29 protein-coding genes are annotated in these 22,364 nt (G+C 54.3%); 16 read left to right on the forward strand and 13 right to left on the reverse strand.

What is annotated here, in order from left to right:
• Positions 1-178: 178 nt before the first annotated feature.
• From dacB to pmrB, 3 genes are read left to right on the forward strand one after another with little or no spacing between them, the layout of a single operon-like run.
• A complete protein-coding gene (dacB, locus tag ACMGGM_RS10700; RefSeq protein ID WP_014885378.1) occupies positions 179-1,612 on the forward strand; it encodes a serine-type D-Ala-D-Ala carboxypeptidase in 1,434 nt (477 codons plus the stop codon).
• Between the two features lie 2 nt (positions 1,613-1,614).
• Positions 1,615-2,277, forward strand: a complete 663-nt coding sequence (gene pmrA, locus ACMGGM_RS10705; RefSeq protein WP_014885379.1) for a two-component system response regulator PmrA — start codon at positions 1,615-1,617, stop codon at positions 2,275-2,277.
• Positions 2,274-3,317 (forward strand): two-component system sensor histidine kinase PmrB, encoded by a 1,044-nt coding sequence (gene pmrB, locus ACMGGM_RS10710; protein WP_063614101.1) that lies wholly within the window; start codon positions 2,274-2,276, stop codon positions 3,315-3,317. The genes pmrA and pmrB overlap by 4 nt, the downstream gene beginning before the upstream one ends.
• A 34-nt stretch (positions 3,318-3,351) precedes the next feature.
• Here the strand turns inward: pmrB and cgtA are convergent, their stop codons facing one another.
• The 4 genes from cgtA to rplU all read right to left on the reverse strand — a co-directional run bounded on the left by cgtA (position 3,352) and on the right by rplU (position 6,179).
• Positions 3,352-4,524 carry an Obg family GTPase CgtA gene (gene cgtA / locus ACMGGM_RS10715; protein WP_063943511.1) on the reverse strand — a complete coding sequence of 391 codons (1,173 nt, stop codon included), beginning with the start codon at positions 4,522-4,524 and terminating at the stop codon, positions 3,352-3,354.
• A complete protein-coding gene (locus ACMGGM_RS10720) occupies positions 4,521-5,495 on the reverse strand; it encodes a DMT family transporter (RefSeq protein WP_014885382.1) in 975 nt (324 codons plus the stop codon). Before ACMGGM_RS10720 ends, cgtA begins: the two co-directional genes overlap by 4 nt.
• 95 nt (positions 5,496-5,590) lie before the next feature.
• Positions 5,591-5,848, reverse strand: a complete 258-nt coding sequence (gene rpmA / locus ACMGGM_RS10725; RefSeq protein WP_004385076.1) for a 50S ribosomal protein L27 — start codon at positions 5,846-5,848, stop codon at positions 5,591-5,593.
• Positions 5,849-5,867: 19 nt separating this feature from the next.
• The gene (gene rplU, locus ACMGGM_RS10730) at positions 5,868-6,179 is read right to left on the reverse strand and encodes a 50S ribosomal protein L21 (RefSeq protein ID WP_003025032.1); all 312 of its coding nucleotides are present in this window, start codon (positions 6,177-6,179) and stop codon (positions 5,868-5,870) included.
• 257 nt (positions 6,180-6,436) lie between these two features.
• On the opposite strand from rplU, the gene ispB reads away from it, so the two are divergent.
• Both ispB and sfsB read left to right on the forward strand, forming a co-directional pair.
• Complete coding sequence (gene ispB, locus ACMGGM_RS10735) at positions 6,437-7,408, forward strand: octaprenyl diphosphate synthase (RefSeq protein ID WP_032629753.1); 972 nt, start codon at positions 6,437-6,439, stop codon at positions 7,406-7,408.
• A gap of 229 nt (positions 7,409-7,637) precedes the next feature.
• A complete protein-coding gene (gene sfsB, locus ACMGGM_RS10740) occupies positions 7,638-7,925 on the forward strand; it encodes a DNA-binding transcriptional regulator SfsB (RefSeq protein WP_014885384.1) in 288 nt (95 codons plus the stop codon).
• A 61-nt stretch (positions 7,926-7,986) separates the two neighbouring features.
• Here the strand turns inward: sfsB and murA are convergent, their stop codons facing one another.
• The 7 genes from murA to mlaF form a co-directional block, all read right to left on the reverse strand.
• Positions 7,987-9,246, reverse strand: a complete 1,260-nt coding sequence (murA, locus tag ACMGGM_RS10745) for a UDP-N-acetylglucosamine 1-carboxyvinyltransferase (RefSeq protein WP_014885385.1) — start codon at positions 9,244-9,246, stop codon at positions 7,987-7,989.
• Between the two features lie 50 nt (positions 9,247-9,296).
• Positions 9,297-9,551: a BolA family iron metabolism protein IbaG gene (ibaG, locus tag ACMGGM_RS10750; RefSeq protein ID WP_008501458.1), complete on the reverse strand. Its 255-nt coding sequence runs from the start codon at positions 9,549-9,551 to the stop codon at positions 9,297-9,299.
• A 126-nt stretch (positions 9,552-9,677) separates the two neighbouring features.
• Positions 9,678-9,971 (reverse strand): lipid asymmetry maintenance protein MlaB, encoded by a 294-nt coding sequence (mlaB, locus tag ACMGGM_RS10755; RefSeq protein WP_014885386.1) that lies wholly within the window; start codon positions 9,969-9,971, stop codon positions 9,678-9,680.
• Positions 9,971-10,606 carry a phospholipid-binding protein MlaC gene (gene mlaC, locus ACMGGM_RS10760; protein ID WP_014885387.1) on the reverse strand — a complete coding sequence of 212 codons (636 nt, stop codon included), beginning with the start codon at positions 10,604-10,606 and terminating at the stop codon, positions 9,971-9,973. Before mlaC ends, mlaB begins: the two co-directional genes overlap by 1 nt.
• 17 nt (positions 10,607-10,623) lie before the next feature.
• The gene (gene mlaD, locus ACMGGM_RS10765; RefSeq protein ID WP_014885388.1) at positions 10,624-11,172 is read right to left on the reverse strand and encodes an outer membrane lipid asymmetry maintenance protein MlaD; all 549 of its coding nucleotides are present in this window, start codon (positions 11,170-11,172) and stop codon (positions 10,624-10,626) included.
• A gap of 4 nt (positions 11,173-11,176) precedes the next feature.
• Positions 11,177-11,959: a lipid asymmetry maintenance ABC transporter permease subunit MlaE gene (gene mlaE / locus ACMGGM_RS10770; RefSeq protein WP_010436044.1), complete on the reverse strand. Its 783-nt coding sequence runs from the start codon at positions 11,957-11,959 to the stop codon at positions 11,177-11,179.
• Between the two features lie 7 nt (positions 11,960-11,966).
• Positions 11,967-12,779: a phospholipid ABC transporter ATP-binding protein MlaF gene (gene mlaF / locus ACMGGM_RS10775; protein ID WP_014885389.1), complete on the reverse strand. Its 813-nt coding sequence runs from the start codon at positions 12,777-12,779 to the stop codon at positions 11,967-11,969.
• 227 nt (positions 12,780-13,006) lie between these two features.
• Here mlaF and ACMGGM_RS10780 point away from each other — a divergent pair, with 227 nt between their 5' ends.
• From ACMGGM_RS10780 to npr, 11 genes are all read left to right on the forward strand, one after another.
• A complete protein-coding gene (locus ACMGGM_RS10780) occupies positions 13,007-13,984 on the forward strand; it encodes a calcium/sodium antiporter (RefSeq protein WP_014885390.1) in 978 nt (325 codons plus the stop codon).
• A 13-nt stretch (positions 13,985-13,997) separates the two neighbouring features.
• Positions 13,998-14,984: an arabinose-5-phosphate isomerase KdsD gene (gene kdsD, locus ACMGGM_RS10785; protein ID WP_014885391.1), complete on the forward strand. Its 987-nt coding sequence runs from the start codon at positions 13,998-14,000 to the stop codon at positions 14,982-14,984.
• Between the two features lie 14 nt (positions 14,985-14,998).
• Positions 14,999-15,565: a 3-deoxy-manno-octulosonate-8-phosphatase KdsC gene (kdsC, locus tag ACMGGM_RS10790; protein WP_023331400.1), complete on the forward strand. Its 567-nt coding sequence runs from the start codon at positions 14,999-15,001 to the stop codon at positions 15,563-15,565.
• Entirely contained in the window at positions 15,562-16,137 is a 576-nt protein-coding gene (lptC, locus tag ACMGGM_RS10795) for an LPS export ABC transporter periplasmic protein LptC (protein WP_014885393.1), read from the forward strand. The genes kdsC and lptC overlap by 4 nt, the downstream gene beginning before the upstream one ends.
• A complete protein-coding gene (lptA, locus tag ACMGGM_RS10800; protein ID WP_023331402.1) occupies positions 16,106-16,660 on the forward strand; it encodes a lipopolysaccharide ABC transporter substrate-binding protein LptA in 555 nt (184 codons plus the stop codon). Before lptC ends, lptA begins: the two co-directional genes overlap by 32 nt.
• Before the next feature lie 6 nt (positions 16,661-16,666).
• Entirely contained in the window at positions 16,667-17,392 is a 726-nt protein-coding gene (gene lptB, locus ACMGGM_RS10805) for an LPS export ABC transporter ATP-binding protein (protein ID WP_014885395.1), read from the forward strand.
• Between the two features lie 47 nt (positions 17,393-17,439).
• Positions 17,440-18,873 (forward strand): RNA polymerase factor sigma-54, encoded by a 1,434-nt coding sequence (gene rpoN, locus ACMGGM_RS10810; RefSeq protein WP_014885396.1) that lies wholly within the window; start codon positions 17,440-17,442, stop codon positions 18,871-18,873.
• A gap of 22 nt (positions 18,874-18,895) precedes the next feature.
• Positions 18,896-19,183, forward strand: coding sequence for a ribosome hibernation promoting factor (hpf, locus tag ACMGGM_RS10815; RefSeq protein ID WP_014171818.1), 288 nt, complete (start codon positions 18,896-18,898; stop codon positions 19,181-19,183).
• Positions 19,184-19,265: 82 nt separating this feature from the next.
• On the forward strand, positions 19,266-19,757 hold the full coding sequence (gene ptsN / locus ACMGGM_RS10820) for a PTS IIA-like nitrogen regulatory protein PtsN (protein ID WP_008501443.1): 492 nt from the start codon (positions 19,266-19,268) through the stop codon (positions 19,755-19,757).
• A gap of 45 nt (positions 19,758-19,802) precedes the next feature.
• Positions 19,803-20,657 carry an RNase adapter RapZ gene (gene rapZ / locus ACMGGM_RS10825; protein WP_014885397.1) on the forward strand — a complete coding sequence of 285 codons (855 nt, stop codon included), beginning with the start codon at positions 19,803-19,805 and terminating at the stop codon, positions 20,655-20,657.
• Positions 20,654-20,926, forward strand: a complete 273-nt coding sequence (gene npr, locus ACMGGM_RS10830) for a PTS phosphocarrier protein NPr (protein ID WP_003861872.1) — start codon at positions 20,654-20,656, stop codon at positions 20,924-20,926. Before rapZ ends, npr begins: the two co-directional genes overlap by 4 nt.
• A gap of 38 nt (positions 20,927-20,964) precedes the next feature.
• On the opposite strand, the gene mtgA is transcribed toward npr, so the two are convergent.
• Positions 20,965-21,690, reverse strand: coding sequence for a monofunctional biosynthetic peptidoglycan transglycosylase (mtgA, locus tag ACMGGM_RS10835; RefSeq protein WP_045134766.1), 726 nt, complete (start codon positions 21,688-21,690; stop codon positions 20,965-20,967).
• Positions 21,687-22,340 (reverse strand): isoprenoid biosynthesis glyoxalase ElbB, encoded by a 654-nt coding sequence (elbB, locus tag ACMGGM_RS10840; RefSeq protein WP_014885399.1) that lies wholly within the window; start codon positions 22,338-22,340, stop codon positions 21,687-21,689. Before elbB ends, mtgA begins: the two co-directional genes overlap by 4 nt.
• Positions 22,341-22,364 lie beyond the last annotated feature (24 nt).

Here is a 22,364-nt window from a genome sequence, read left to right on the forward strand (position 1 = left end):
CCCCCCTAAGCGGGCAAGAAGCAAAAAGAAAACCGACCCGGGAGCAACGCCCCAGGTCAGCAGCAATTTTTCAATTTGATACGCATTTTACCGCGAAGTTCACTATGGGTCATCGTTTACTTTGCAGTGCTATGCACCGTAGTATGACGGTTTGTTTTCGGGTTGTTAGCGCGAGATTATGCGATTTTCCAGATTTATCATCGGATTGACTACCAGTATAGCGTTCAGCGTTCAGGCCGCGAATGTTGATGAGTACATTAATCAGCTACCCGCAGGTGCTAACCTTGCATTGATGGTGCAGAAGGTCGGGGCGCAGACGCCAGAGATTGACTATCACAGTCAACAGATGGCGCTGCCTGCCAGTACCCAAAAGGTGATCACGGCCCTCGCCGCGCTGCTTCAGCTCGGCCCTGACTTTCGTTTTACCACCACGCTTGAGAGCAAAGGCAACATTGAGGGCGGTGTACTGAAGGGCGATCTTATTGCCCGTTTTGGCGGCGATCCGACCTTTAAGCGCCAGGATATCCGCAATATGGTGGCGGTGCTGAAAAAATCCGGTGTGACGAAAATCGAGGGTAACGTGCTGATCGACACCTCGATTTTTGCCAGCCATGATAAAGCGCCAGGCTGGCCGTGGAACGACATGACGCAATGCTTTAGCGCACCACCCGCCGCCGCGATTGTTGACCGCAACTGCTTTTCAATTTCCCTTTACAGCGCGCCCAAACCGGATGATTTAGCGTTTATCCGCGTGGCATCCTACTACCCGGTGACCATGTTTAGCCAGGTGCGTACGCTGGCCAAAGGCTCCCCGGATGCCCAGTATTGTGAACTGGACGTGGTGCCTGGCGATCTTAACCGTTTCACGCTCACCGGCTGTCTGACCCAGCGCGCCGATCCCCTGCCGCTGGCCTTTGCAATACAAGATGGCGCGAGCTACGCGGGTGCCATTCTGAAGGATGAACTGAAGCAGGCAGGCATTAGCTACTCCGGTACGCTGCTCCGCCAGACGCAGGTCAACCAGCCCGGAACGGTCATCGCCAGCAAACAGTCGCCTCCGCTGCACGATTTGCTGCGAATTATGCTGAAAAAGTCTGACAACATGATTGCTGATACGGTGTTCCGCATGATCGGCCACGCGCGTTTTGGCGTGCCGGGAACCTGGCGCGCGGGCTCAGACGCTGTGCGCCAGATCCTGCGCCAACAGGCGGGAATCGATCTGGGTAATACCATTGCTGTCGATGGTTCCGGATTATCGCGTCATAATTTGATCGCACCGGCAACCATGATGCAAGTGCTTCAGTACATTGCACAACATGACTCTGAGCTAAACTTTATTTCAATGCTGCCGCTTGCCGGGCATGACGGTTCTCTGCAGTATCGCGCCGGGCTTCACGCGGCCGGCGTAGATGGCAAAGTATCCGCTAAAACAGGTTCACTGCAGGGCGTTTACAATCTTGCAGGGTTCATCACGACAGCCAGCGGACAACGCATGGCCTTCGTACAGTATCTTTCCGGCTATGCCGTCGAACCGACCGATCAGCGCAACCGTCGTATTCCGCTGGTTCGCTTCGAAAGCAGGCTTTATAAAGACATTTATCAGAATAACTAACGATGAAACTACTCATAGTTGAAGACGATCTGTTATTACAGGAAGGACTCGCGCTGGGGCTTGCCAACGAAGGGTATGCTCTGGATTGTGCCGGTACCGCGGCAGAGGCGGATTCCCTGATCCAGAGCGGCGAGTACAGTCTGGTGATCCTCGATTTGGGTTTGCCGGACAAAGACGGCGCGACGCTGCTCACCCAATGGCGTCGGCGCGGCATCGCTAACCCGGTGTTGATCCTGACAGCACGCGATGCGATTGAAGATCGTATTACCGGCCTCGATGCTGGCGCAGATGACTATCTGGTGAAGCCCTTTGCGCTCGCAGAACTTCAGGCCCGCGTGCGGGCGCTTATCCGGCGCTATCAGGGGCACAGCGATAATCTGCTGACGGACGGCGACATCACGCTCAATCTGCAAACCCAGCAGGTACTGCGTCAGTCCCAGCCCGTTGAAGTGACCCCAAAAGAGTTCGCCCTCCTGACCCGCCTGATCATGCGCAGCGGGCAAACGGTGCACCGTGAAACGCTGCAACAGGACATTTACTCCTGGCAGGACGATCCCGGCTCTAACACCCTGGAAGTCCACATCCATAACCTGCGTCGCAAGCTTGGCAAAGACCGGATAAAAACCGTCCGCGGCGTTGGCTATCGTCTGGAGAGCCAGAAATGAACAGCATGCGTCGGCGATTAATGGTGTTGCTGGCGGTCATTCTGTTATTTTTCCAGCTGATAAGCGTGATTTGGTTGTGGCATGAAAGCCGTGAGCAGATTGGCTTTCTGGTGAATGAAACGCTGTCTGCAAAAGCCCGCAATAACCATGTCGAAAAAGAGATCCGCGAGGCGATTGCATCTCTTCTGGTCCCTTCCCTGGTGATGGTCAGTTTCACACTGCTGTTTTCATTCTGGGCGGTCACCTGGATAACCCGGCCTCTGAATAAACTCCGCGACAGCCTCGCTAACCGTTCGGCGGATAACTTAACGCCGCTGCCTATGTATTCCGACATGGAAGAAATAGGCGCCGTTACCACCTCTCTCAACCAGCTACTCGCCAGGCTGGACAGTACCATTCAGCAGGAGCGTCTCTTCACCGCAGACGCCGCCCACGAACTGCGAACGCCACTGGCCGGGATCCGGCTTCATCTGGAGTTAATGGCGCAGTCAGGCGCACCGCAGGCGACAACGTTAATCAGCCGTATCGATCAGCTCATGCATACCGTTGAACAACTGCTGATGCTGGCCCGTGCGGGACAGGCGATGGCGAGCGGTCACTATGAGACCATCAACTGGACGGACACGATCATCACGCCCCTTGGTCTTGAGCATGAAGCCAAAGAACATACGGTGATATGGCCGGCCAAAAGTACGCTTACGGTGCAGGGTGACGCGGTGCTTTTGCGACTGATGCTGCGTAACCTGCTGGAAAATGCCGGACGTTACAGTCCACCAGGCACAACAATCACCGTGGCACTAACCGAGGTTGCGGGAGGTACGCTGGTCAGCGTGAGCGATCAGGGGCCGGGAATTGATGAAGCGCACCGACAGTCGATCACCGAGCCGTTCCGTCGGCTCGATCAGCGCTACGGCGGTAGCGGCCTGGGCCTGAGTATCGTACAGCGTATCCTGCAACTCCACCGCGGTAAGCTGGCGTTGGAGAACGGTGCTGAAGGCGGCCTGATAGCAAGCTGCTGGCTCCCCTCAACGCTGGAATAAAAAAAGCCCCCGGAATGGGGGCTTTAGACAGATATCAGTGTTTGTAGATGAACTCGACACCTTCTTCGTCGTCTTCATCCCAGTCATCGTCCCAGTCGTCTTCCTCTTCCGTTTCCAGCTCTTCGAGCTGCTGACGGTGGTAGTCATCCCACATGAATTCGACTTTTTCTGGCTGTTTCGCTTCTTCAGCCTGAACGACCGGGTTTTCGATGATAAAGGTCATCACGTCCCAGCAGAGGTCTTTCACGCCAACCTGGCTTGCCGCGGAGATAAGGTAGTATTTATCTTCCCAGCCCATCGCTTCAGCAATCGCTTTAGCTTTCGCTTCCGCTTCCGCTTTATCCATCAGGTCGATCTTGTTGAAGACCAGCCAGCGCGGTTTAGACGCCAGTTTTTCGCTGTATTTTTCCAGCTCACCGATGATGATCCGGGCATTTTCAACCGGATCGGAACCATCAATAGGATCGATATCAATGAGGTGCAGCAGTACGCGGCAACGCTCAAGGTGTTTCAGGAAGCGAATGCCGAGACCGGCACCTTCCGCTGCACCTTCGATCAGACCCGGGATATCAGCAACAACGAAGCTCTTCTCGTTATCCATACGGACAACACCCAGGCTCGGTACCAGCGTGGTAAACGGATAGTCCGCCACTTTTGGTTTCGCCGCAGAAACCGCGCGAATAAAGGTCGATTTACCGGCATTTGGCATACCCAGCATGCCCACGTCTGCCAGGAGCATCAGCTCCAGCTGCAGATCGCGCTTATCGCCCGGCGTACCCATCGTTTTCTGACGCGGAGTACGGTTAACGGACGATTTGAAGCGGCTGTTGCCCAGACCGTGCCAGCCACCTTTTGCAACCATCAGGCGCTGACCGTGTTTGGTCATGTCACCCATGGTTTCACCGGTGCCCTGGTCAATCACGCGCGTACCAACCGGCACTTTAATGGTCACGTCTTTACCGCGTTTACCGGTACAGTCGCGGCTCTGACCGTTCTGACCACGTTCAGCGCGGAAGGATTTTTCGAAACGGTAGTCGATCAGCGTGTTGAGGTTCTCATCCGCCTCCAGCCACACATCACCACCATCCCCGCCGTCGCCGCCATCCGGGCCACCTCGAGGAATATATTTTTCACGGCGGAAGCTCACGCAACCGTTGCCGCCATCACCAGCCACAACCAGGATCGTTGCTTCATCAACAAACTTCATTTTACTCTCCGTAACTCATTCGCCTGAGCGGGGACCGCTTCATTTTTGCGCCAACGTCCCCAAAGACGATGACCAATGGCGGAATACATCGCGCCCGCAACCACGACAAACGCACCGAGATAGCCCAACAGGTTGAGCATCGGTCTGACGAAGACATCGGGCCAGGCCATTGATAACAAATCTGAAAATAACAGGGTAAACAGCGGAGTCAGCGTGATCAATGCGCTAACCTGTGCTGCCTGCCAGCGCGCCATTGCTTCAGCAAGCGCGCCATAACCAACCAGCGTGTTAAGCCCACAAAAAATGAGGCACGCCAGCTGCCAGTCGCTCAGCTGGGTAATGACACCCGGCTTTGCTAACGGCAATAATGCAACTGTACATAAAGTGTACAGCAAAAAAAGGATCTGCTGTGAGGCCAGGCGCCGCAATAACACCTTTTGCGCGACGCCATAGCTTACCCAGACCGTAGCTGCTCCCACACCAAAAATCACACCCCAGGTGTAATCCGTCAGGCGGGTAAAAATTTCGATCAGGCTGGTGTTAAAGAACATCACCAGACCACACAGCAACATGCTCGCCCCGATAATCTGCGTCCCACGCATCTTCTCCTTGAGGATAAACACGCTGGCGACCATCATGCCCACAGGTGAAAGCTGACCAATCACCTGTGACGCTGTAGGGCTAAGATACTGCAGAGAAGAGCTGAACAGGATGAAGTTACCAAACAGACCGCCCGTCGCGATAGCCAGCAGCACCAGCCAGCGCGGTTTGCGGAAAAGTCGCAAAGGCGGAAGCTTACCTTTGATAGCCAGAATGGCGCCGAGGCCGATGCTTGCCATCAGAAAGCGATAAAAGACCACCGTAGGCGGCTCCATCACTTCCAGTACTTGCTTCATTGCAATTGGCAGCGCACCCCAGCACATTGCGGTCGTGAGCGCCAAAAGAATACCAATGCCGGCCTGCTGCTTCATGCCCGTTTTCCCTACAGAAAATTTTCCGGGTTTCCAATGTAAAAAGCCCCGCAACACGTTGCGGGGCTTTAATCCGTTACCGGACCGAGAAAACCTTACTCAGCAACGATGCTGATGTATTTACGGTTGTTCGGGCCTTTAACTTCAAATTTCACTTTACCGTCTGCTTTAGCAAACAGAGTGTGGTCACGACCGCAACCTACGTTGTTGCCAGCGTGGAATTTGGTACCACGTTGACGAACAATGATGCTACCCGCCAGAACGGATTCGCCACCGAAACGCTTAACGCCCAGGCGTTTAGCTTCTGAATCGCGACCGTTACGTGTGGAGCCGCCAGCCTTTTTATGTGCCATTTAAATCTCTCCTCAGGTCTTAGGCGCTGATGCCAGTAATTTTCACATCAGTGAACCACTGACGGTGGCCCTGCTGCTTACGGTAGTGTTTACGACGACGAAACTTAACGATTTTAACTTTCTCGCCACGACCGTGAGCAACAACTTCAGCTTTGATAACGCCGCCATCAACGAAAGGAACGCCGATTTTGACTTCTTCACCGTTTGCGATCATCAGAACTTCTGCGAACTCAACAGATTCGCCAGTTGCGATGTCCAGCTTTTCCAGGCGAACGGTCTGACCTTCGCTTACTCGGTGTTGTTTACCACCACTTTGGAAAACCGCGTACATATAAACTCCGCTTCCGCGCACATCCTCGTATGATTCAGAGTGCGCTATAAATATTCACAATAGGGCGCGAATATTACGCAAAACGCGAGCCTTTGACAAGTGCTACCATCAATACATGAAGAAAAAAAACACAACACGTACGGTAACGTTTATCTGAGCCGTTTTTTCAGTACAATCAGCACTACTATTGATAAACCGAAACCCTTCGTTACCCCATTGAAGATGGGATCAACAGGATGAAAAGCCCGGCTTTTGCGATGAATTTAGAAAAAATCAATGAGTTAACCGCGCAAGATATGGCGGGTGTGAATGCAGCAATCCTGGAGCAACTCAACTCTGACGTTCAGTTGATCAATCAGTTGGGCTATTACATTGTCAGCGGCGGCGGTAAACGCATTCGCCCGATGATTGCCATTCTGGCTGCCAGAGCCGTTGGCTATCAGGGAAATGCCCACGTCACGATCGCCGCACTGATCGAATTTATTCACACAGCGACGCTTCTGCATGACGATGTTGTGGATGAATCCGATATGCGTCGCGGTAAGGCCACGGCCAATGCCGCCTTCGGTAATGCCGCCAGCGTTCTGGTCGGGGATTTTATCTATACCCGCGCCTTCCAGATGATGACCAGCCTGGGCTCGCTGAAAGTGCTGGAAGTGATGTCAGAAGCCGTAAACGTCATCGCTGAAGGCGAAGTGCTGCAGCTGATGAACGTCAACGATCCGGATATCACTGAAGAAAACTACATGCGCGTCATCTACAGCAAAACAGCACGCCTGTTTGAAGCGGCCGCGCAGTGCTCCGGCATTCTGGCTGGCTGTTCTGAGGCTCAGGAAAAAGGGCTCCAGGACTATGGTCGCTATCTGGGGACAGCCTTCCAGCTAATTGATGATTTGCTGGACTACAGTGCGGACGGCGAAACGCTCGGCAAAAACGTGGGCGATGACCTGAACGAAGGCAAACCGACCCTGCCGCTGCTCCATGCGATGCGCAACGGAACTGCAGATCAGGCGAAAATGATCCGTGAGGCGATCGAACAGGGAAATGGTCGCCATCTTCTGGAACCGGTACTGGAAACTATGGCGATCTGCGGTTCACTGGAATGGACGCGTCAGCGTGCCGAAGAAGAGGCTGATAAAGCCATCGCTGCCCTTCAGGTTATTCCAGACAGCCCGTGGCGTGATGCCCTTATTGGCCTTGCCCACATCGCTGTTCAACGCGATCGTTAATCCTTTCACGCCTCCCCGTTTCCATCGCGGGGAGGTTCTAAAACACCCCAGTAAATTCCGTATTCATGTAAATTCATCGGTTTAGAGACCGCATGAATAAAGGCATGTCTTATTCTGAATATCCCTTCAAGTAACGCGAACTTTTTAGAACAAGAGTTTGAAATGGGTATAGTAAGCCAGTCGTTTCAGAAGAAACGGCGTAGGTGAATCCGCACTTAAGGACAGCGTTATGGATACGAAATTTATCGACTGGCATACGGCAGATATCATTGCGGCACTGCGCAAAAGAGGGACGTCACTGGCAGCAGAGTCCCGCCGCCATGGTCTGAGTTCTTCCACCCTGGCCAACGCCCTGACCCGCCCCTGGCCAAAGGGAGAATTAATTATCGCGACGGCGCTGGAAACGCACCCGTGGGTGATCTGGCCCTCGCGCTACCACGATCCCATTACCCATGAATTCATCGACAGAACGCGCATGATGCGCCAGAGAAAGTTAAAGAAAGAACCACAGGAATAACGCGCTTTTTAGCAGGAACAGCAACCCCCCGGTCATCTCTGGCAGGGGGCTGCCGGAACGATTACTCGCCCTTCACACGCTCGATATTGGCACCCAGCGCGCGCAGTTTGTCTTCGATACGCTCATAACCACGATCGATGTGGTAAATACGATCCACCACCGTAGTACCTTCCGCAATACACCCCGCCAGCACCAGGCTTGCAGACGCACGCAGATCGGTTGCCATCACCTGAGCACCTGACAGTTTCTCCACGCCGTGGCAAATCACGGTATTGCTCTCGATCTCAGCATGCGCACCCATACGGATCAGTTCCGGTACGTGCATAAAGCGGTTCTCGAAAATGGTCTCTGTGATGAAGCCTGTCCCTTCGGCAACCAGGTTCAACAGGGTGAACTGCGCCTGCATGTCCGTTGGGAACGCCGGATGCGGCGCCGTACGTACATTGACCGCTTTTGGACGCTGACCGTGCATATCGAGGCTGATCCAGTCTTCGCCGATTTCGATATCCGCGCCTGCATCACGCAGTTTCGCCAGCACCGCATCCAGGGTATCAGGCTGCGCGTTGCGACAAACAATCTTACCGCCAGAGATCGCTGCGGCCACCAGGAAGGTGCCGGTTTCGATACGGTCGGGCAGAACGCGATACACACCGCCGCCCAGACGCTCAACGCCTTCGATGGTGATACGGTCAGTACCCTGGCCGGAGATCTTCGCCCCCAGCGCCACGAGGAAGTTGGCAGTATCCACAATCTCTGGTTCACGCGCGGCGTTTTCGATGATGGTCGTGCCTTCTGCCAGCGTTGCCGCAGACATGATGGTGACGGTTGCGCCCACGCTCACTTTGTCCATGACAATGTGCGCGCCTTTCAGACGACCGTTGACGGAGGCTTTAACGTAACCTTCTTCCAGCTTGATCTCAGCGCCCAGTTTCTCCAGACCATAGATATGCAGATCAACCGGACGCGCACCGATGGCGCAACCGCCCGGCAGTGAAACCTGACCCTGACCAAAACGAGCCACCAGCGGGCCAAGCGCCCAGATGGATGCACGCATGGTTTTCACCAGATCGTAAGGCGCAGAGAAGTTGTTCACGTTGCTGGCATCGATCCAGACGGAACCGTTACGCTCAACTTTCGTGCCCAGCTGGGTGAGCAGCTTCATGGTGGTGTCGATATCTTTCAGCTTCGGTACGTTCTGAATTTCTACCGGCTCTTCCGCGAGCAGCGCAGCAAAGAGGATTGGCAGCGCGGCGTTTTTCGCGCCAGAAATTGTGACTTCGCCCTGGAGACGCGTTGGCCCCTGTACACGAAATTTATCCATTGTGTGCTCTCTTATAAATTCAACCGTGCTGCGGGCCTGTCGCCCTCAGCTCAAAAACCGTTTAGTTTGCGATCGCGTGCCCACTCTTGCGGGGTGAACGCTTTAATCGACAGGGCGTGGATGCGGTTATCCGCAATATATTCCATCAGCGGCGCGTACACAGCCTGCTGTTTCTTCACACGGCTCATACCGTCGAACATCTCACCCACAGCAATAACCTGGAAGTGACTGCCATCGCCAGTGACGTGGGCTTCCTGAAGGGAGAGTGCATTCATCAGCACTGTCTGGATTTCATGATTTTCCATGGGTTCTTAATCATCTGATAGTGAAAACAAGCCCAACATCTTAGAGCAAAGTGGCGTCGTCTTAAACAAGCAAAAAGCCCCGACGATGAAACTGTCAGGGCTTTCGGAAGTAACGCACTGAAAATATTAACGAGGCAGGACGTCCGGAGGCAAATTGTAGAGTTGGGCAAGGGTAACGACATTATCGCTCGCGCCATGAAGCCTGACGCTTGTCCCCTGCTTTTTCCCCACAGCGACCAGATGGGCGAGCAGCGCAACACCTGCCGTATCCACCCGCGTGACGTCGGTTAAGTCGATGAGCGTCACGCCCTGCATCGCGTCGTGGCGTTTATCCCACAGTGGGTTCAGCAGGTCCTGATCAAGTTCACCGGACAGCTTTAACGTCTCACCTTCACGCGACCAGCTGAGTTGCTGCGACATTACTTTTTCTCGTCCAGAGTAATTTTCTGACGCGCAATAGACTGCAGTTGCGCGGTCAGGCCATCAATACCTTTGGTGCGCAGCAGGTCACTCCACTCGTTCTGTTTGGTGGTGATCATGCTTACCCCTTCGGCAATCATGTCATAGGCCTGCCAGTGCCCGGTCTGGCTGTTTTTACGCCACTGGAAATCCAGGCGCACCGGTGGACGGCCGTTAGGATCGTTGATCGTCACGCGGATAGGCACAATGGTGGCATCACCCAGCGGCTGCTCGGGAGCAATCTGATAGGTCTGGCCGTGGTACATCGCCAGCGCCTGACCATACGCCTGTTTCAGGTATTCACGGAACGCAGCAAAGTAGGCTTCACGCTGCGCAGGCGTCGCATCTTTGTAATAACGTCCCAGCACCAGCGCACCAGCATATTTGATCTGCACATAGGGCAGCAGTTCCTGGTCTACCACGTCACGCAGATAATCAGGATTCGCGCGAATTTTTGGCTGTTCGTTTTTGAGACGGTCGAAGGTTTTCTTCGCAGCTTCGTCCATCAGTTTGTACGGGTTGCTTTGATCCGCAGCATGAGCCGCAGTCAGGGGAGCAATGACCAGCATGGCAACCATTAACAGTCGTTTAAACATGAATGACTTCTCCTGAATTAATTCGTCGCACCTGGGGTCGGCGCAGCGTTGGTATGGTCTTCACTCTGCGCAGGGGCATCGTCAGACTTTTTATCATCCCCTTTACTGTTGTAAAGGAACTGACCAATCATATCTTCCAGCACCATCGCGGACTTCGTATCCTGGATAACGCTACCGTCTTTAAGGATAGTCGTTCCAAGCTCAGGGTCTTCAAAGCCAACGTTGAGTGCCAGGTATTGCTCTCCCAGCAGGCCGGAAGTACGGATTGACAGGGAGCTGGTGTCCGGAATGTGGTTGTAACGCTCTTCGATATCCATCGCAACGCGCGGCAGATACGTTTTCTCATCAAGCGTTATGTCTGATACACGCCCAATAACAACGCCACCAATACGCACCGGTGAGCGCGCTTTCAGGCCGCCGATATTATCGAAGGTGGCATAGACACGGTACGTCGGCTCGGTGCGCACTGAGGTGATATCCGCCGCTCGCAGACAGATAAACAGTGCGGCCAGCAGCGCCAGCAGCAGAAACACGCCGACCCAAATTTCATTTTTTCTCGTTTGCATGAACTCAATTCCCAAACATCAGTGCGGTGAGCACAAAATCCAGACCCAGTACGGCCAGCGACGAATGTACGACAGTACGTGTAGTTGCACGGCTAATGCCCGCCGACGTCGGAATGGCATCATAACCATTGAACAAGGCGATCCAGGTGACCGTAATGGCAAATACCACGCTTTTAATCAGGCAGTTAACCAGATCCATTCGCAGATCGATGGCATCCTGCATGGCGGACCAGAAGAAACCGGCATCAATGCCTTTCCAGTGGACCCCCACCAGCGAACCACCCCAGATCCCCACGGCGACAAACAGAATAGTCAGTAGCGGTAACGAGATCACCCCCGCCCAGAAACGCGGAGAGATGACCCGACGCAGCGGGTCGACCGCCATCATCTCCATGCTGGAGAGTTGCTCGGTGGCGCGCATCAGGCCAATTTCTGCCGTGAGTGCTGATCCTGCACGACCGGCGAACAGCAGCGCCGCCACAACCGGCCCCAGTTCACGCAGCAGTGAGAGCGCCACCAGCATCCCGAGGCTGGTTTCCGCACTGTAGGTGGTCAGAACGAGGTAGCCCTGCAGCCCCAGCACCATACCGATAAACAGGCCGGAGACAATGATGATGAGCATCGACAGCACACCGACATTATAAAGCTGCCGCACCAGCAGAGGCGCGTGCTTGCGAAACTCCGGCTTGCCAACCAGCGCGTTGAATAACATTAATCCGGCACGCCCGAACGTCCTGATGGTTTTTATGCCACGGTGTCCAAGGGCGGCCAACGCATTTAACAGCATGAGTGGCTTAACTCCCTAATCCCAGTAAATCGTCACGATAATCGCCCGCCGGGTAGCGGAACGGTACGGGTCCGTCAGCAATACCATCGAGGAATTGCCGCACGCGCGGATCGCAATTTTCCTGAAGCGCCTGGGCGCTGCCGTGTGCGACGATCTTTTTGTCCGCCACGATATAGGCGTAATCGGCAATGCTCAACACTTCCGGTACATCGTGAGACACCACAATACAGGTTACGCCGAGCGCGCTGTTCAGTTCAGAGATAAGCTTCACCAGCACGCCCATCGTGATGGGATCCTGTCCGACAAACGGTTCGTCGAACATGATTAAATCGGGTTCTAATGCAATGGCTCGCGCCAGTGCGGCACGTCGCGCCATCCCGCCAGACAGTTCTGAAGGCATCAGTTTGGCAGCCCCCCGCAGACCGACAGCTTCAAGCTTCATCATCACCGTGCTTTTCAGCAGTTCAGGCGGCAGGCTGGTATGTTCGCGCAGCGGATAAGCCACGTTATCAAAGACGTTCATGTCGGTGAACAGCGCCCCCGACTGAAAGAGCATACTCATACGTTTGCGGACAGTATACAGGCGCGAGCGCGACATCTCCGGGATGTTTTCGCCATCGAAGAGGATTTCACCGCTATCAGGTGGTATCTGCCCACCAATAAGGCGCAGAAGGGTCGTTTTACCGATCCCGGACGGCCCCATGATGGCGGTAATTTTGCCACGCGGTACGGTCAACGAAATATCATCGAATATCAATCGATTACTACGCGAGAAACTCACACCGCGGACATCGACTAAATTCGCCATCGTTTGGCTCATTTATGGTTCCTTTCTTACCCTGCTCACGTTTAAGCGTGCAGCCTGAATCAGCCCTAAACTCAGCATTTTTACAGAATATTAGCCATTGAGGTTAGCGAAAGCTGGCATTTGTTTTACTTTTCCGGCGCATAAAGTCAAAATTAGGAATTCGTTACGCCTCAGACCGTATGCAGTCCAGCCATTCCCGCGCGATGGACCGACAAGTATACCTGAAGAAAGGACTTTTGATGCTTTTAGCAACAGCACTGTTAATAATTGGTTTACTTTTGGTGGTCTACAGTGCTGACCGTTTAGTGTTTGCTGCATCAATCCTGTGTCGCCTGACGGGCGTACCGCCGGTTGTCATCGGGATGACCGTTGTCAGTGTTGGCACGTCGCTTCCTGAAATCATCGTCTCTGTCTCGGCATCGTTGCACGGTCAGTTAGACCTTGCAATTGGCACCGCGATTGGCTCTAACATCGTCAACATCTTACTGATCCTGGGCCTGGCGGCGCTGCTCCATCCATTTCGCGTGCATTCTGATGTTCTGCGCCGGGAATTGCCGCTAATGTTAATCGTAAGTCTGCTGGCAGGCTGCGTATTTTATGATGGCGTACTGAGCTACAGCGACGGCATTTTCCTGCTGGCGCTGGCCGTCATTTGGCTGCTGTATAGTGTTAAAATCGCCCGCCAGGCTGAGAAACTGGGTCATGACAGCCTCACGCGTGAGCAGGTCGCCGAACTCCCGCGCGAAGGTACGCTACCGGTCGCCCTGCTCTGGCTTGGCGTCGCGCTGATTATTATGCCGATGGCAACGCGCATGGTCGTGGATAACGCGACGGTGCTGGCGAACTTTTTCGCCATGAGTGAACTGACGATTGGCCTGACGGTGATTGCTATCGGCACCAGCCTGCCGGAGCTGGCCACCGCCATTGCGGGGGCACGTAAAGGGGAAGATGACATTGCCATTGGTAATATCATCGGTTCCAACATATTTAATATCGCGATTGTGATGGGTCTGCCGGCCCTGATTACGCCAGGGCCCTTCAACCCTCTGGCATTCTCTCGCGATTACGGAGTGATGTTGTTGGTCAGCGTGATATTCGCCCTGCTCTGCTGGCGGCGGCAACGACAGATCGGCAAAGGCGCAGGTGCGCTGCTGACAGGTGGATTTATCGTATGGATGGCGATGCTGTACTGGCTCTCGCCTCTTCTCTCTGGGTAAACGGAAACGCATTATGTCGCAAATAGAATTGCAGCCGGGTTTTGACTTTCAGAAAGCAGGCAAAGACGTTCTGGAGATTGAACGTGAAGGTCTGGCGCAGTTAGATCAGTACATTAATCAGGATTTTAGTCTGGCCTGTGAGAAGATGTTTTACTGTGCCGGTAAAGTCGTGGTGATGGGGATGGGCAAATCCGGTCATATTGGCCGCAAAATGGCGGCAACCTTTGCCAGCACCGGAACCTCCTCCTTCTTTGTCCACCCGGGAGAAGCCGCACACGGCGACCTGGGGATGGTCACGCCGCAGGATGTTGTCATCGCGCTGTCCAACTCCGGTGAATCCAATGAAATCCTGGCGCTAATCCCGGTACTGAAGCGTCTGCAGGTGCCGCTGATTTGCATGACCAGCCGCCCGGAAAGCAGCATGGCGCGTGCAGCCGATATTCACCTGTGCGTAAAAGTACCCAAAGAAGCCTGTCCTCTCGGTCTGGCGCCAACGTCCAGTACCACCGCGGCCCTGGTCATGGGCGATGCACTTGCCGTTGCGTTGCTGGAAGCGCGTGGTTTTACGCCGGAGGACTTCGCGCTTTCCCACCCGGGTGGCGCGCTGGGGCGCAAGCTGCTGCTTCGGGTAAACGACATTATGCACACCGGGGATGAGATCCCTCACGTCAGTAAAGAGGCCTCCCTGCGTGATGCGCTGCTGGAAATCACCCGCAAGAATCTGGGCATGACGGTCGTGTGTGACGACCTGATGAAAATTCAGGGGATCTTCACCGATGGCGACCTGCGTCGCGTGTTCGACATGGGTGTAGATGTCCGTACACTTGGCATTGCCGATGTGATGACGCCCGGCGGGATTCGCGTGCGTCCGGGTACGCTGGCCGTGGATGTGCTGAACCTGATGCAGTCCCGCCATATCACCTCCGTTATGGTTGCCGATGGCGACCAGTTGCTGGGTGTGGTACATATGCATGATCTGCTGCGCGCAGGCGTAGTGTAATGAAGGATAAGACAATGAGTAATGCGGGTGCATCCCTTGCAACCTGTTATGGACCGGTTAGTACCCAGATGATGGCAAAGGCGGAAAATATTCGTCTGCTCATCCTTGATGTCGATGGCGTACTCTCCGATGGCCTGATTTACATGGGCAATCATGGCGAAGAGCTGAAAGCGTTTAACGTCCGCGATGGCTACGGAATTCGCTGCGCGCTCACCTCGGGTATCGAGGTGGCTATCATCACCGGGCGGAAAGCTAAACTGGTAGAAGACCGCTGTGAAACCTTAGGGATTACCCATCTGTATCAGGGGCAATCCGATAAAATGGCAGCGTTCAACGATTTACTGGGTAAACTGGCGATCGCGCCGGAAAACGTGGCCTATGTCGGGGACGATTTGATTGACTGGCCAGTGATGGCTGAAGTCGGTCTCAGCATTGCGGTTGCTGACGCTCACCCGCTGCTGCTCCCACGCGCTGACTACGTTACCCACATCAACGGTGGCCGCGGTGCCGTACGTGAAGTCTGCGACCTGCTTCTGCTGGCGCAGGGCAAGCTTGATGAGGCCAAAGGGCAATCAATATGAGTAAAACCAGACGTTGGGTTATCATTCTGCTTTCGCTTGTCGCACTGGTATTGATTGGCGTGAACCTGGCCGATCGCGACGATACGCAAAAGGAAGTGATCAACAATAACGATCCAACCTACAAAAGCGATCACAGCGACACCGTGGTCTATAGCCCGGAAGGTGCGCTGAACTATCGCCTGGTTGCCCAGCATGTGGAATATTTTTCCGATGAGGGCGTTTCGTGGTTTACCCAACCCGTCATGACCACATTCGATAAAGACAAAGTGCCGACGTGGTCAATTAAGTCAGATCGGGCCAAACTGACAAATGACCGTATGCTTTATCTGTATGGCCACGTTGAAGTCAACGCCCTGACCGCTGACTCGCAACTGCGGAAAATTACGACCGATAATGCCCAGATCAACCTGGTAACCCAGGACGTGACCTCGCAGGATCTGGTCACACTGTATGGCACAACATTTAATTCCAGCGGTTTAAGAATGCGCGGGAACTTACGCAGCAAGAACGCCGAGCTGATTGAAAAGGTTAGAACCTCCTATGAAATTCAAAACAAACAAACTCAGCCTTAAAGTAATTATCGCCAGCGCGATGCTGGCGGCCAGTCTCCCCGCGCTTGCTGTAACGGGCGATACCGACCAGCCGATCCACATCGAGTCTGACACTCAGTCCCTCGATATGCAGGGTAACGTCGTCACCTTCACGGGTAACGTCGTGATGACGCAGGGCACCATCAAAATTAACGCTGATAAAGTGGTCGTTACCCGTCCGGGTGGCGAGCAGGGCAAAGAGATCATTGATGGTTACGGCAACCCGGCCACCTTCTACCAGATGCAGGACAACGGCAAGCCGGTGAAAGGCCGCGCCTCGCATATGCACTATGAGCTGGCGAAAGACCTGGTTATCCTGACCGGAAACGCGTATCTGGAACAGCTGGACAGCAACATTACCGGCGACAAGATCACCTATCTGGTGAAAGAGCAAAAAATGCAGGCCTCCAGCGAGAAAGGCAAACGCGTAACCACCGTGCTGGTTCCGTCTCAGCTGCAGGATAAAGGCAAGGGTCAGGCCCCGGCACAGAAGAAGAGTAACTAATTCGTTATGGCAACATTAACTGCAAAAAATCTCGCGAAGGCCTATAAGGGCCGCCGTGTCGTAGAAGATGTCAGTCTGACCGTCAACTCCGGCGAAATTGTGGGCCTGCTTGGCCCTAACGGTGCGGGTAAAACCACCACCTTCTACATGGTGGTTGGCATTGTCCCGCGTGATGCCGGCAACATCATCATCGATGATGAAGACATCAGCCTGCTGCCACTGCACGCGCGCGCGCGTCGTGGCATCGGCTATCTGCCGCAGGAAGCCTCTATTTTCCGCCGCCTGAGCGTCTTTGATAACCTGATGGCGGTTCTGCAAATTCGTGACGACCTGACCAGCGAACAGCGTCAGGATCGCGCCAACGAGCTGATGGAAGAGTTTCACATCGAGCACCTGCGCGACAGCCTGGGTCAGGCATTGTCCGGCGGTGAACGCCGTCGTGTTGAGATTGCGCGCGCGCTGGCTGCAAACCCTAAATTTATCCTTCTGGATGAACCGTTTGCCGGTGTTGACCCAATCTCCGTCATCGACATTAAACGTATCATTGAGCATCTGCGTGACAGCGGGCTTGGCGTGCTGATCACCGACCACAACGTGCGTGAAACGCTTGCCGTCTGTGAGCGCGCGTACATTGTGAGCCAGGGCAATCTGATCGCCCACGGTACGCCGCAGCAGATCCTCGAAAACGATCATGTTAAGCGCGTCTATCTTGGGGAAGACTTCAGACTCTGATAGGGTAGAGGTAACGTAACGCCGAACCGGAGAAAAATGCTCTGAACATGAAGCAAGGTTTGCAATTAAGGCTCAGCCAACAACTGGCGATGACGCCGCAGTTACAGCAGGCAATTCGTCTGTTGCAACTGTCCACCTTAGAACTCCAGCAGGAGCTCCAGCAAGCGCTGGACAGCAATCCCCTGCTGGAGCAAGCCGATCTTCATGATGAGGTAGATACACAGCAGTCCCAGGATACAGAATCGCTCGATACCGCAGATGCACTCGAACAAAAAGAGATGCCGGACGAGCTTCCTCTGGATGCCAGCTGGGATGAAATTTATACCGCCGGCACCCCTTCCGGTACGCGTGCAGACTACCAGGACGATGAGCTGCCGGTTTATCAGGGCGAAACCACCCAGTCGCTGCAGGATTACCTGATGTGGCAGGTGGAGCTGACCCCGTTCTCCGATACCGATCGTGCCATTGCCACCTCCATTGTCGACGCCGTTGATGACACCGGCTATCTGACCGTCACGCTGGACGACATTCTGGAGAGCATGGGCGATGAAGAGATTGAGCTGGAAGAGATTGAAGCCGTTCTGAAACGTATTCAGCGTTTCGATCCCGTAGGCGTGGCAGCGAAAGATCTGCGCGACTGCCTGCTGATCCAGCTTTCTCAGTTCAGCAAAGAGACGCCATGGCTCGACGAAGCACGCTTAATCATCAGCGATCATCTGGATCTTCTCGCTAACCACGACTTTCGTAGCCTGATGCGCGTTACGCGCCTCAAAGAAGAGGTGCTGAAAGAGGCGGTGAATCTGATTCAGTCGCTCGATCCGCGGCCTGGTCAGTCGATCCAGACCAGTGAACCCGAGTACGTGATCCCGGACGTGCTGGTCAGAAAACATAACGACCGCTGGGTCGTTGAACTGAACTCTGACAGCATCCCTCGCCTGCAAATCAACCAGCAGTACGCCTCCATGTGCACCAGCGCGCGCAACGACGCCGATAATCAATATATTCGTAGCAACCTTCAGGAAGCGCGATGGTTGATCAAGAGTCTGGAGAGCCGAAATGATACCCTGCTTCGCGTGAGCCGCTGTATCGTCGAACAGCAGCAGGCATTCTTTGAGCAGGGCGAAGAATATATGAAACCGATGGTACTGGCGGATATCGCTCAGGCCGTCGAGATGCATGAATCAACCATTTCCCGCGTCACCACGCAGAAGTATCTGCACAGTCCGCGCGGTATTTTTGAGCTTAAGTATTTCTTCTCCAGCCACGTGAGTACCGAGGGCGGCGGCGAAGCGTCGTCAACGGCGATTCGCGCACTGGTGAAGAAGTTGATCGCCGCGGAGAACCCCGCGAAGCCACTGAGTGACAGTAAGTTAACCACCATGCTGTCCGATCAGGGTATTATGGTGGCACGTCGTACTGTTGCGAAGTATCGAGAGTCTTTATCCATTCCGCCGTCAAACCAGCGTAAACAACTGGTCTGACACAACCGATAAGGAAGACACTATGCAGCTCAATATCACAGGACACAATGTCGAGATTACTGAGGCCTTACGTGATTTTGTGAACGCTAAGTTCGCGAAACTCGAGCAGTATTTCGAAAGGATCAACCAGGTCTACGTTGTGTTGAAAGTGGAGAAAGTGACTCATATCTCGGATGCGACCCTGCATGTAAACGGGGGTGAACTCCATGCCAGTGCGGAAGGGCAAGACATGTACGCTGCTATCGACGGCTTGATTGATAAGCTTGCGCGACAGCTCAATAAACATAAAGATAAACTGAAACAACACTAATTGTCCGGGCAGTTAACGGGTGCAGGACGGCCTGTTGTGAAAAACAACAGGCCATTTGTACAGTTAGCGCTTAGGTGAAATTATGATGAACAACGATTCCGCTCTTCAACTGAGCAATGTCCTTAACCAGGAATGTACCCGCAGTGCCGTTCACTGCCAGAGCAAAAAACGTGCGCTGGAGATCATCAGTGAACTGGCTGCAAAACAGCTGGGCCTGCCGCCGCAAGTGGTGTTCGAAGCGATCCTGACCCGTGAAAAGATGGGCAGTACCGGTATCGGCAACGGCATCGCGATCCCGCACGGCAAACTGGAAGAGGACACCCTGCGTGCCGTCGGTGTGTTTGTGCAACTGGAAACGCCAATTGCCTTTGATGCCATTGATAATCAGCCCGTCGATCTCCTCTTCGCGCTGCTGGTTCCTGCCGACCAGACCAAAACCCATCTACACACGCTTTCGCTGGTCGCTAAACGTCTGGCCGATAAAACCATCTGCCGTCGACTGCGCTCAGCCCAAAGTGATGAAGAGCTTTATCAGATTATCACTGAAGCAGAAGGCAATCAGGATGACGCGTAACCAGGAGATGGCCTTCACATCTGTTGTCCTGAGGAGAAACGGAACATGGTGCTGATGATTGTCAGCGGTCGTTCAGGGTCGGGGAAATCCGTTGCCCTGCGCGCGCTGGAAGACATGGGTTTTTACTGCGTAGATAACCTGCCGGTGGTGTTATTGCCCGATCTGGCGCGTACCCTGGCGGAGAGACAAACCTCTGCTGCCGTCAGTATCGACGTTCGTAACATGCCCGAGTCGCCTGAAATCTTCGAGCAGGCAATGAGTAACCTGCCTGACGCGTTCTCGCCTCAGCTGCTGTTTCTCGATGCCGATCGCAATACCCTGATCCGCCGCTACAGCGATACCCGGCGTTTGCATCCGCTTTCCAGTAAAAATCTCTCGCTGGAAAGCGCCATCGACGAAGAGAGCGATCTGCTGGAACCGCTGCGTTCACGCGCCGACCTGATTGTCGATACCTCAGAGATGTCCGTTCATGAACTGGCGGAAATGCTGCGTACCCGCCTGCTGGGCAAACGCGAGCGCGAACTGACGATGGTGTTCGAATCCTTTGGCTTTAAGCACGGTATTCCGATTGATGCGGACTATGTTTTCGACGTGCGCTTCCTGCCGAACCCGCACTGGGATCCTAAACTGCGTCCTATGACCGGCCTGGATAAACCCGTTGCGGCGTTCCTCGACAGGCACACAGAAGTTCACAATTTTATCTACCAGACGCGAAGCTACCTTGAGCTATGGTTACCTATGCTGGAGACAAACAATCGTAGCTACCTGACGGTGGCGATTGGCTGTACCGGCGGTAAACATCGTTCGGTCTACATTGCCGAACAGCTGGCCGACTATTTCCGCTCGCGCGGCAAGAACGTTCAGTCCCGTCATCGCACGCTGGAAAAACGTAAAACATGACCGTAAAACAAACCGTTGAGATCACCAACAAGCTGGGAATGCATGCACGCCCGGCGATGAAACTGTTTGAGCTGATGCAGGGTTTTGATGCAGAAGTTCTGTTGCGCAATGATGAAGGCACCGAAGCGGAAGCGAACAGCGTTATCGCCCTGCTGATGCTGGATTCTGCCAAAGGGCGCCAGATTGAGGTCGAAGCCACCGGCCCTCAGGAAGAGGAAGCGCTGGCGGCGGTGATTGCGCTGTTTAATGCCGGGTTTGACGAAGATTAGGTCTGCCATTCTGGCGGGTGGCGCTGCGCTTACCCGCCCTACATCAGATGATTACGCTGCATAAATCCCTTCCCACCCAGCTGTCTCATTTGGCGCATGATCCACGCCTGACGGCTTCGCACGTAGCCTGATGGGGCACTGGCCTTAAAGCGAAGAGGATTAGGCAGTACAGCGGCTAACAGCGCGGCCTCCGACATGCTTAGCCTGCTGGCAGGTTTATTAAAATAGCGTTGTGATGCAGCTTCGACACCAAATACCCCCTCCCCAAACTCGGCAATATTGAGATAGACGGTCAGAATGCGCTTTTTGCTCCAGACTGTTTCCATTCCCAGGGTCAGCCCCGCTTCCAGCCCTTTTCGCACCCAGCTTCGGCCATCCCACAGGAACAGATTTTTTGCCGTCTGTTGCGACAGGGTAGACGCACCGCGCACGCGATTTTCATGGCGTTCGTTATGGGCAAGCGCCTTTTCAATCGCGGCCACATCGAACCCCCAGTGCTCCGGGAACTTCTGATCTTCCGCCGCGATGACTGCCAGCCCCATCCACGGTGAGATCTCGTCCGTACTCACCCAGTCAGAATGCGCGACATAGCCAAAATCACCGGAGAACCACGCGCTGAGCTGACGCTCAACCATAACGGCTGAAAACGGTACTGGCAAAATGCTGAACACGGCCAGTCCGCCTCCCCAGAACACCGCCAGCACGAGTACGATGCGCAAAAGAAGGTATTTCACCCATTTTCCTGCGGAAGACTGTCGGCTCATTCCGTCAGCACCAGTACCCGGGCTACCAGTTTTTCAATACCCTCAGCCGCTTGCGCGATATTCTGCGCCAGCATGTACGCGGGCGTGGTGACGATTTTGTTCTCTTCATCCACGACAATGTCGTCGACCGGGCACGGAACGTGTTCGCCACCCATCTCCTCGATGACCTCAGCAGTATCGATATCGGTCCCGATTGTCAGCCGTAACGGGAAATCAAAAATGTTTGGCAGCATGGCCGGTGCAATGCAGATAAAGCCCAGCGGCTTACCCGCCGCATGCATCGCCTGCGCCAGCGCTTTTAAATCCGCGTCCACCTTGCAAGCCGCGCCTTCAGCAGCAAAAGTGCTGAGATTTTTCGCGGCACCAAAGCCACCCGGCACAATGAGCGCATCCAGTTCAGCAGCATTTGCCTGGGCCAGCGGACGAATTTCTCCCCGGGCAATACGCGCGGCTTCAATCAACACATTACGGGTTTCGGCCATTGGCTCGCCGGTCAGATGGTTAATGACATCCGCCTGATTTTTATCTGGCGCAAAACACATCACCTCTGCGCCCTGTTTTGCCAGAGCCAGTAGGGTAATTACGGCTTCATGTATCTCTGAGCCATCATAAACACCGCATCCGCTCAGGACGACACCCATTTTTTTCATCTTGACGATCCTTCTTTGCAACTT

The sequence above is a fragment of the Enterobacter sp. BNK-14 genome (assembly GCF_047456095.1).
Classification (GTDB): Bacteria; Pseudomonadota; Gammaproteobacteria; order Enterobacterales; family Enterobacteriaceae; genus Enterobacter; species Enterobacter kobei.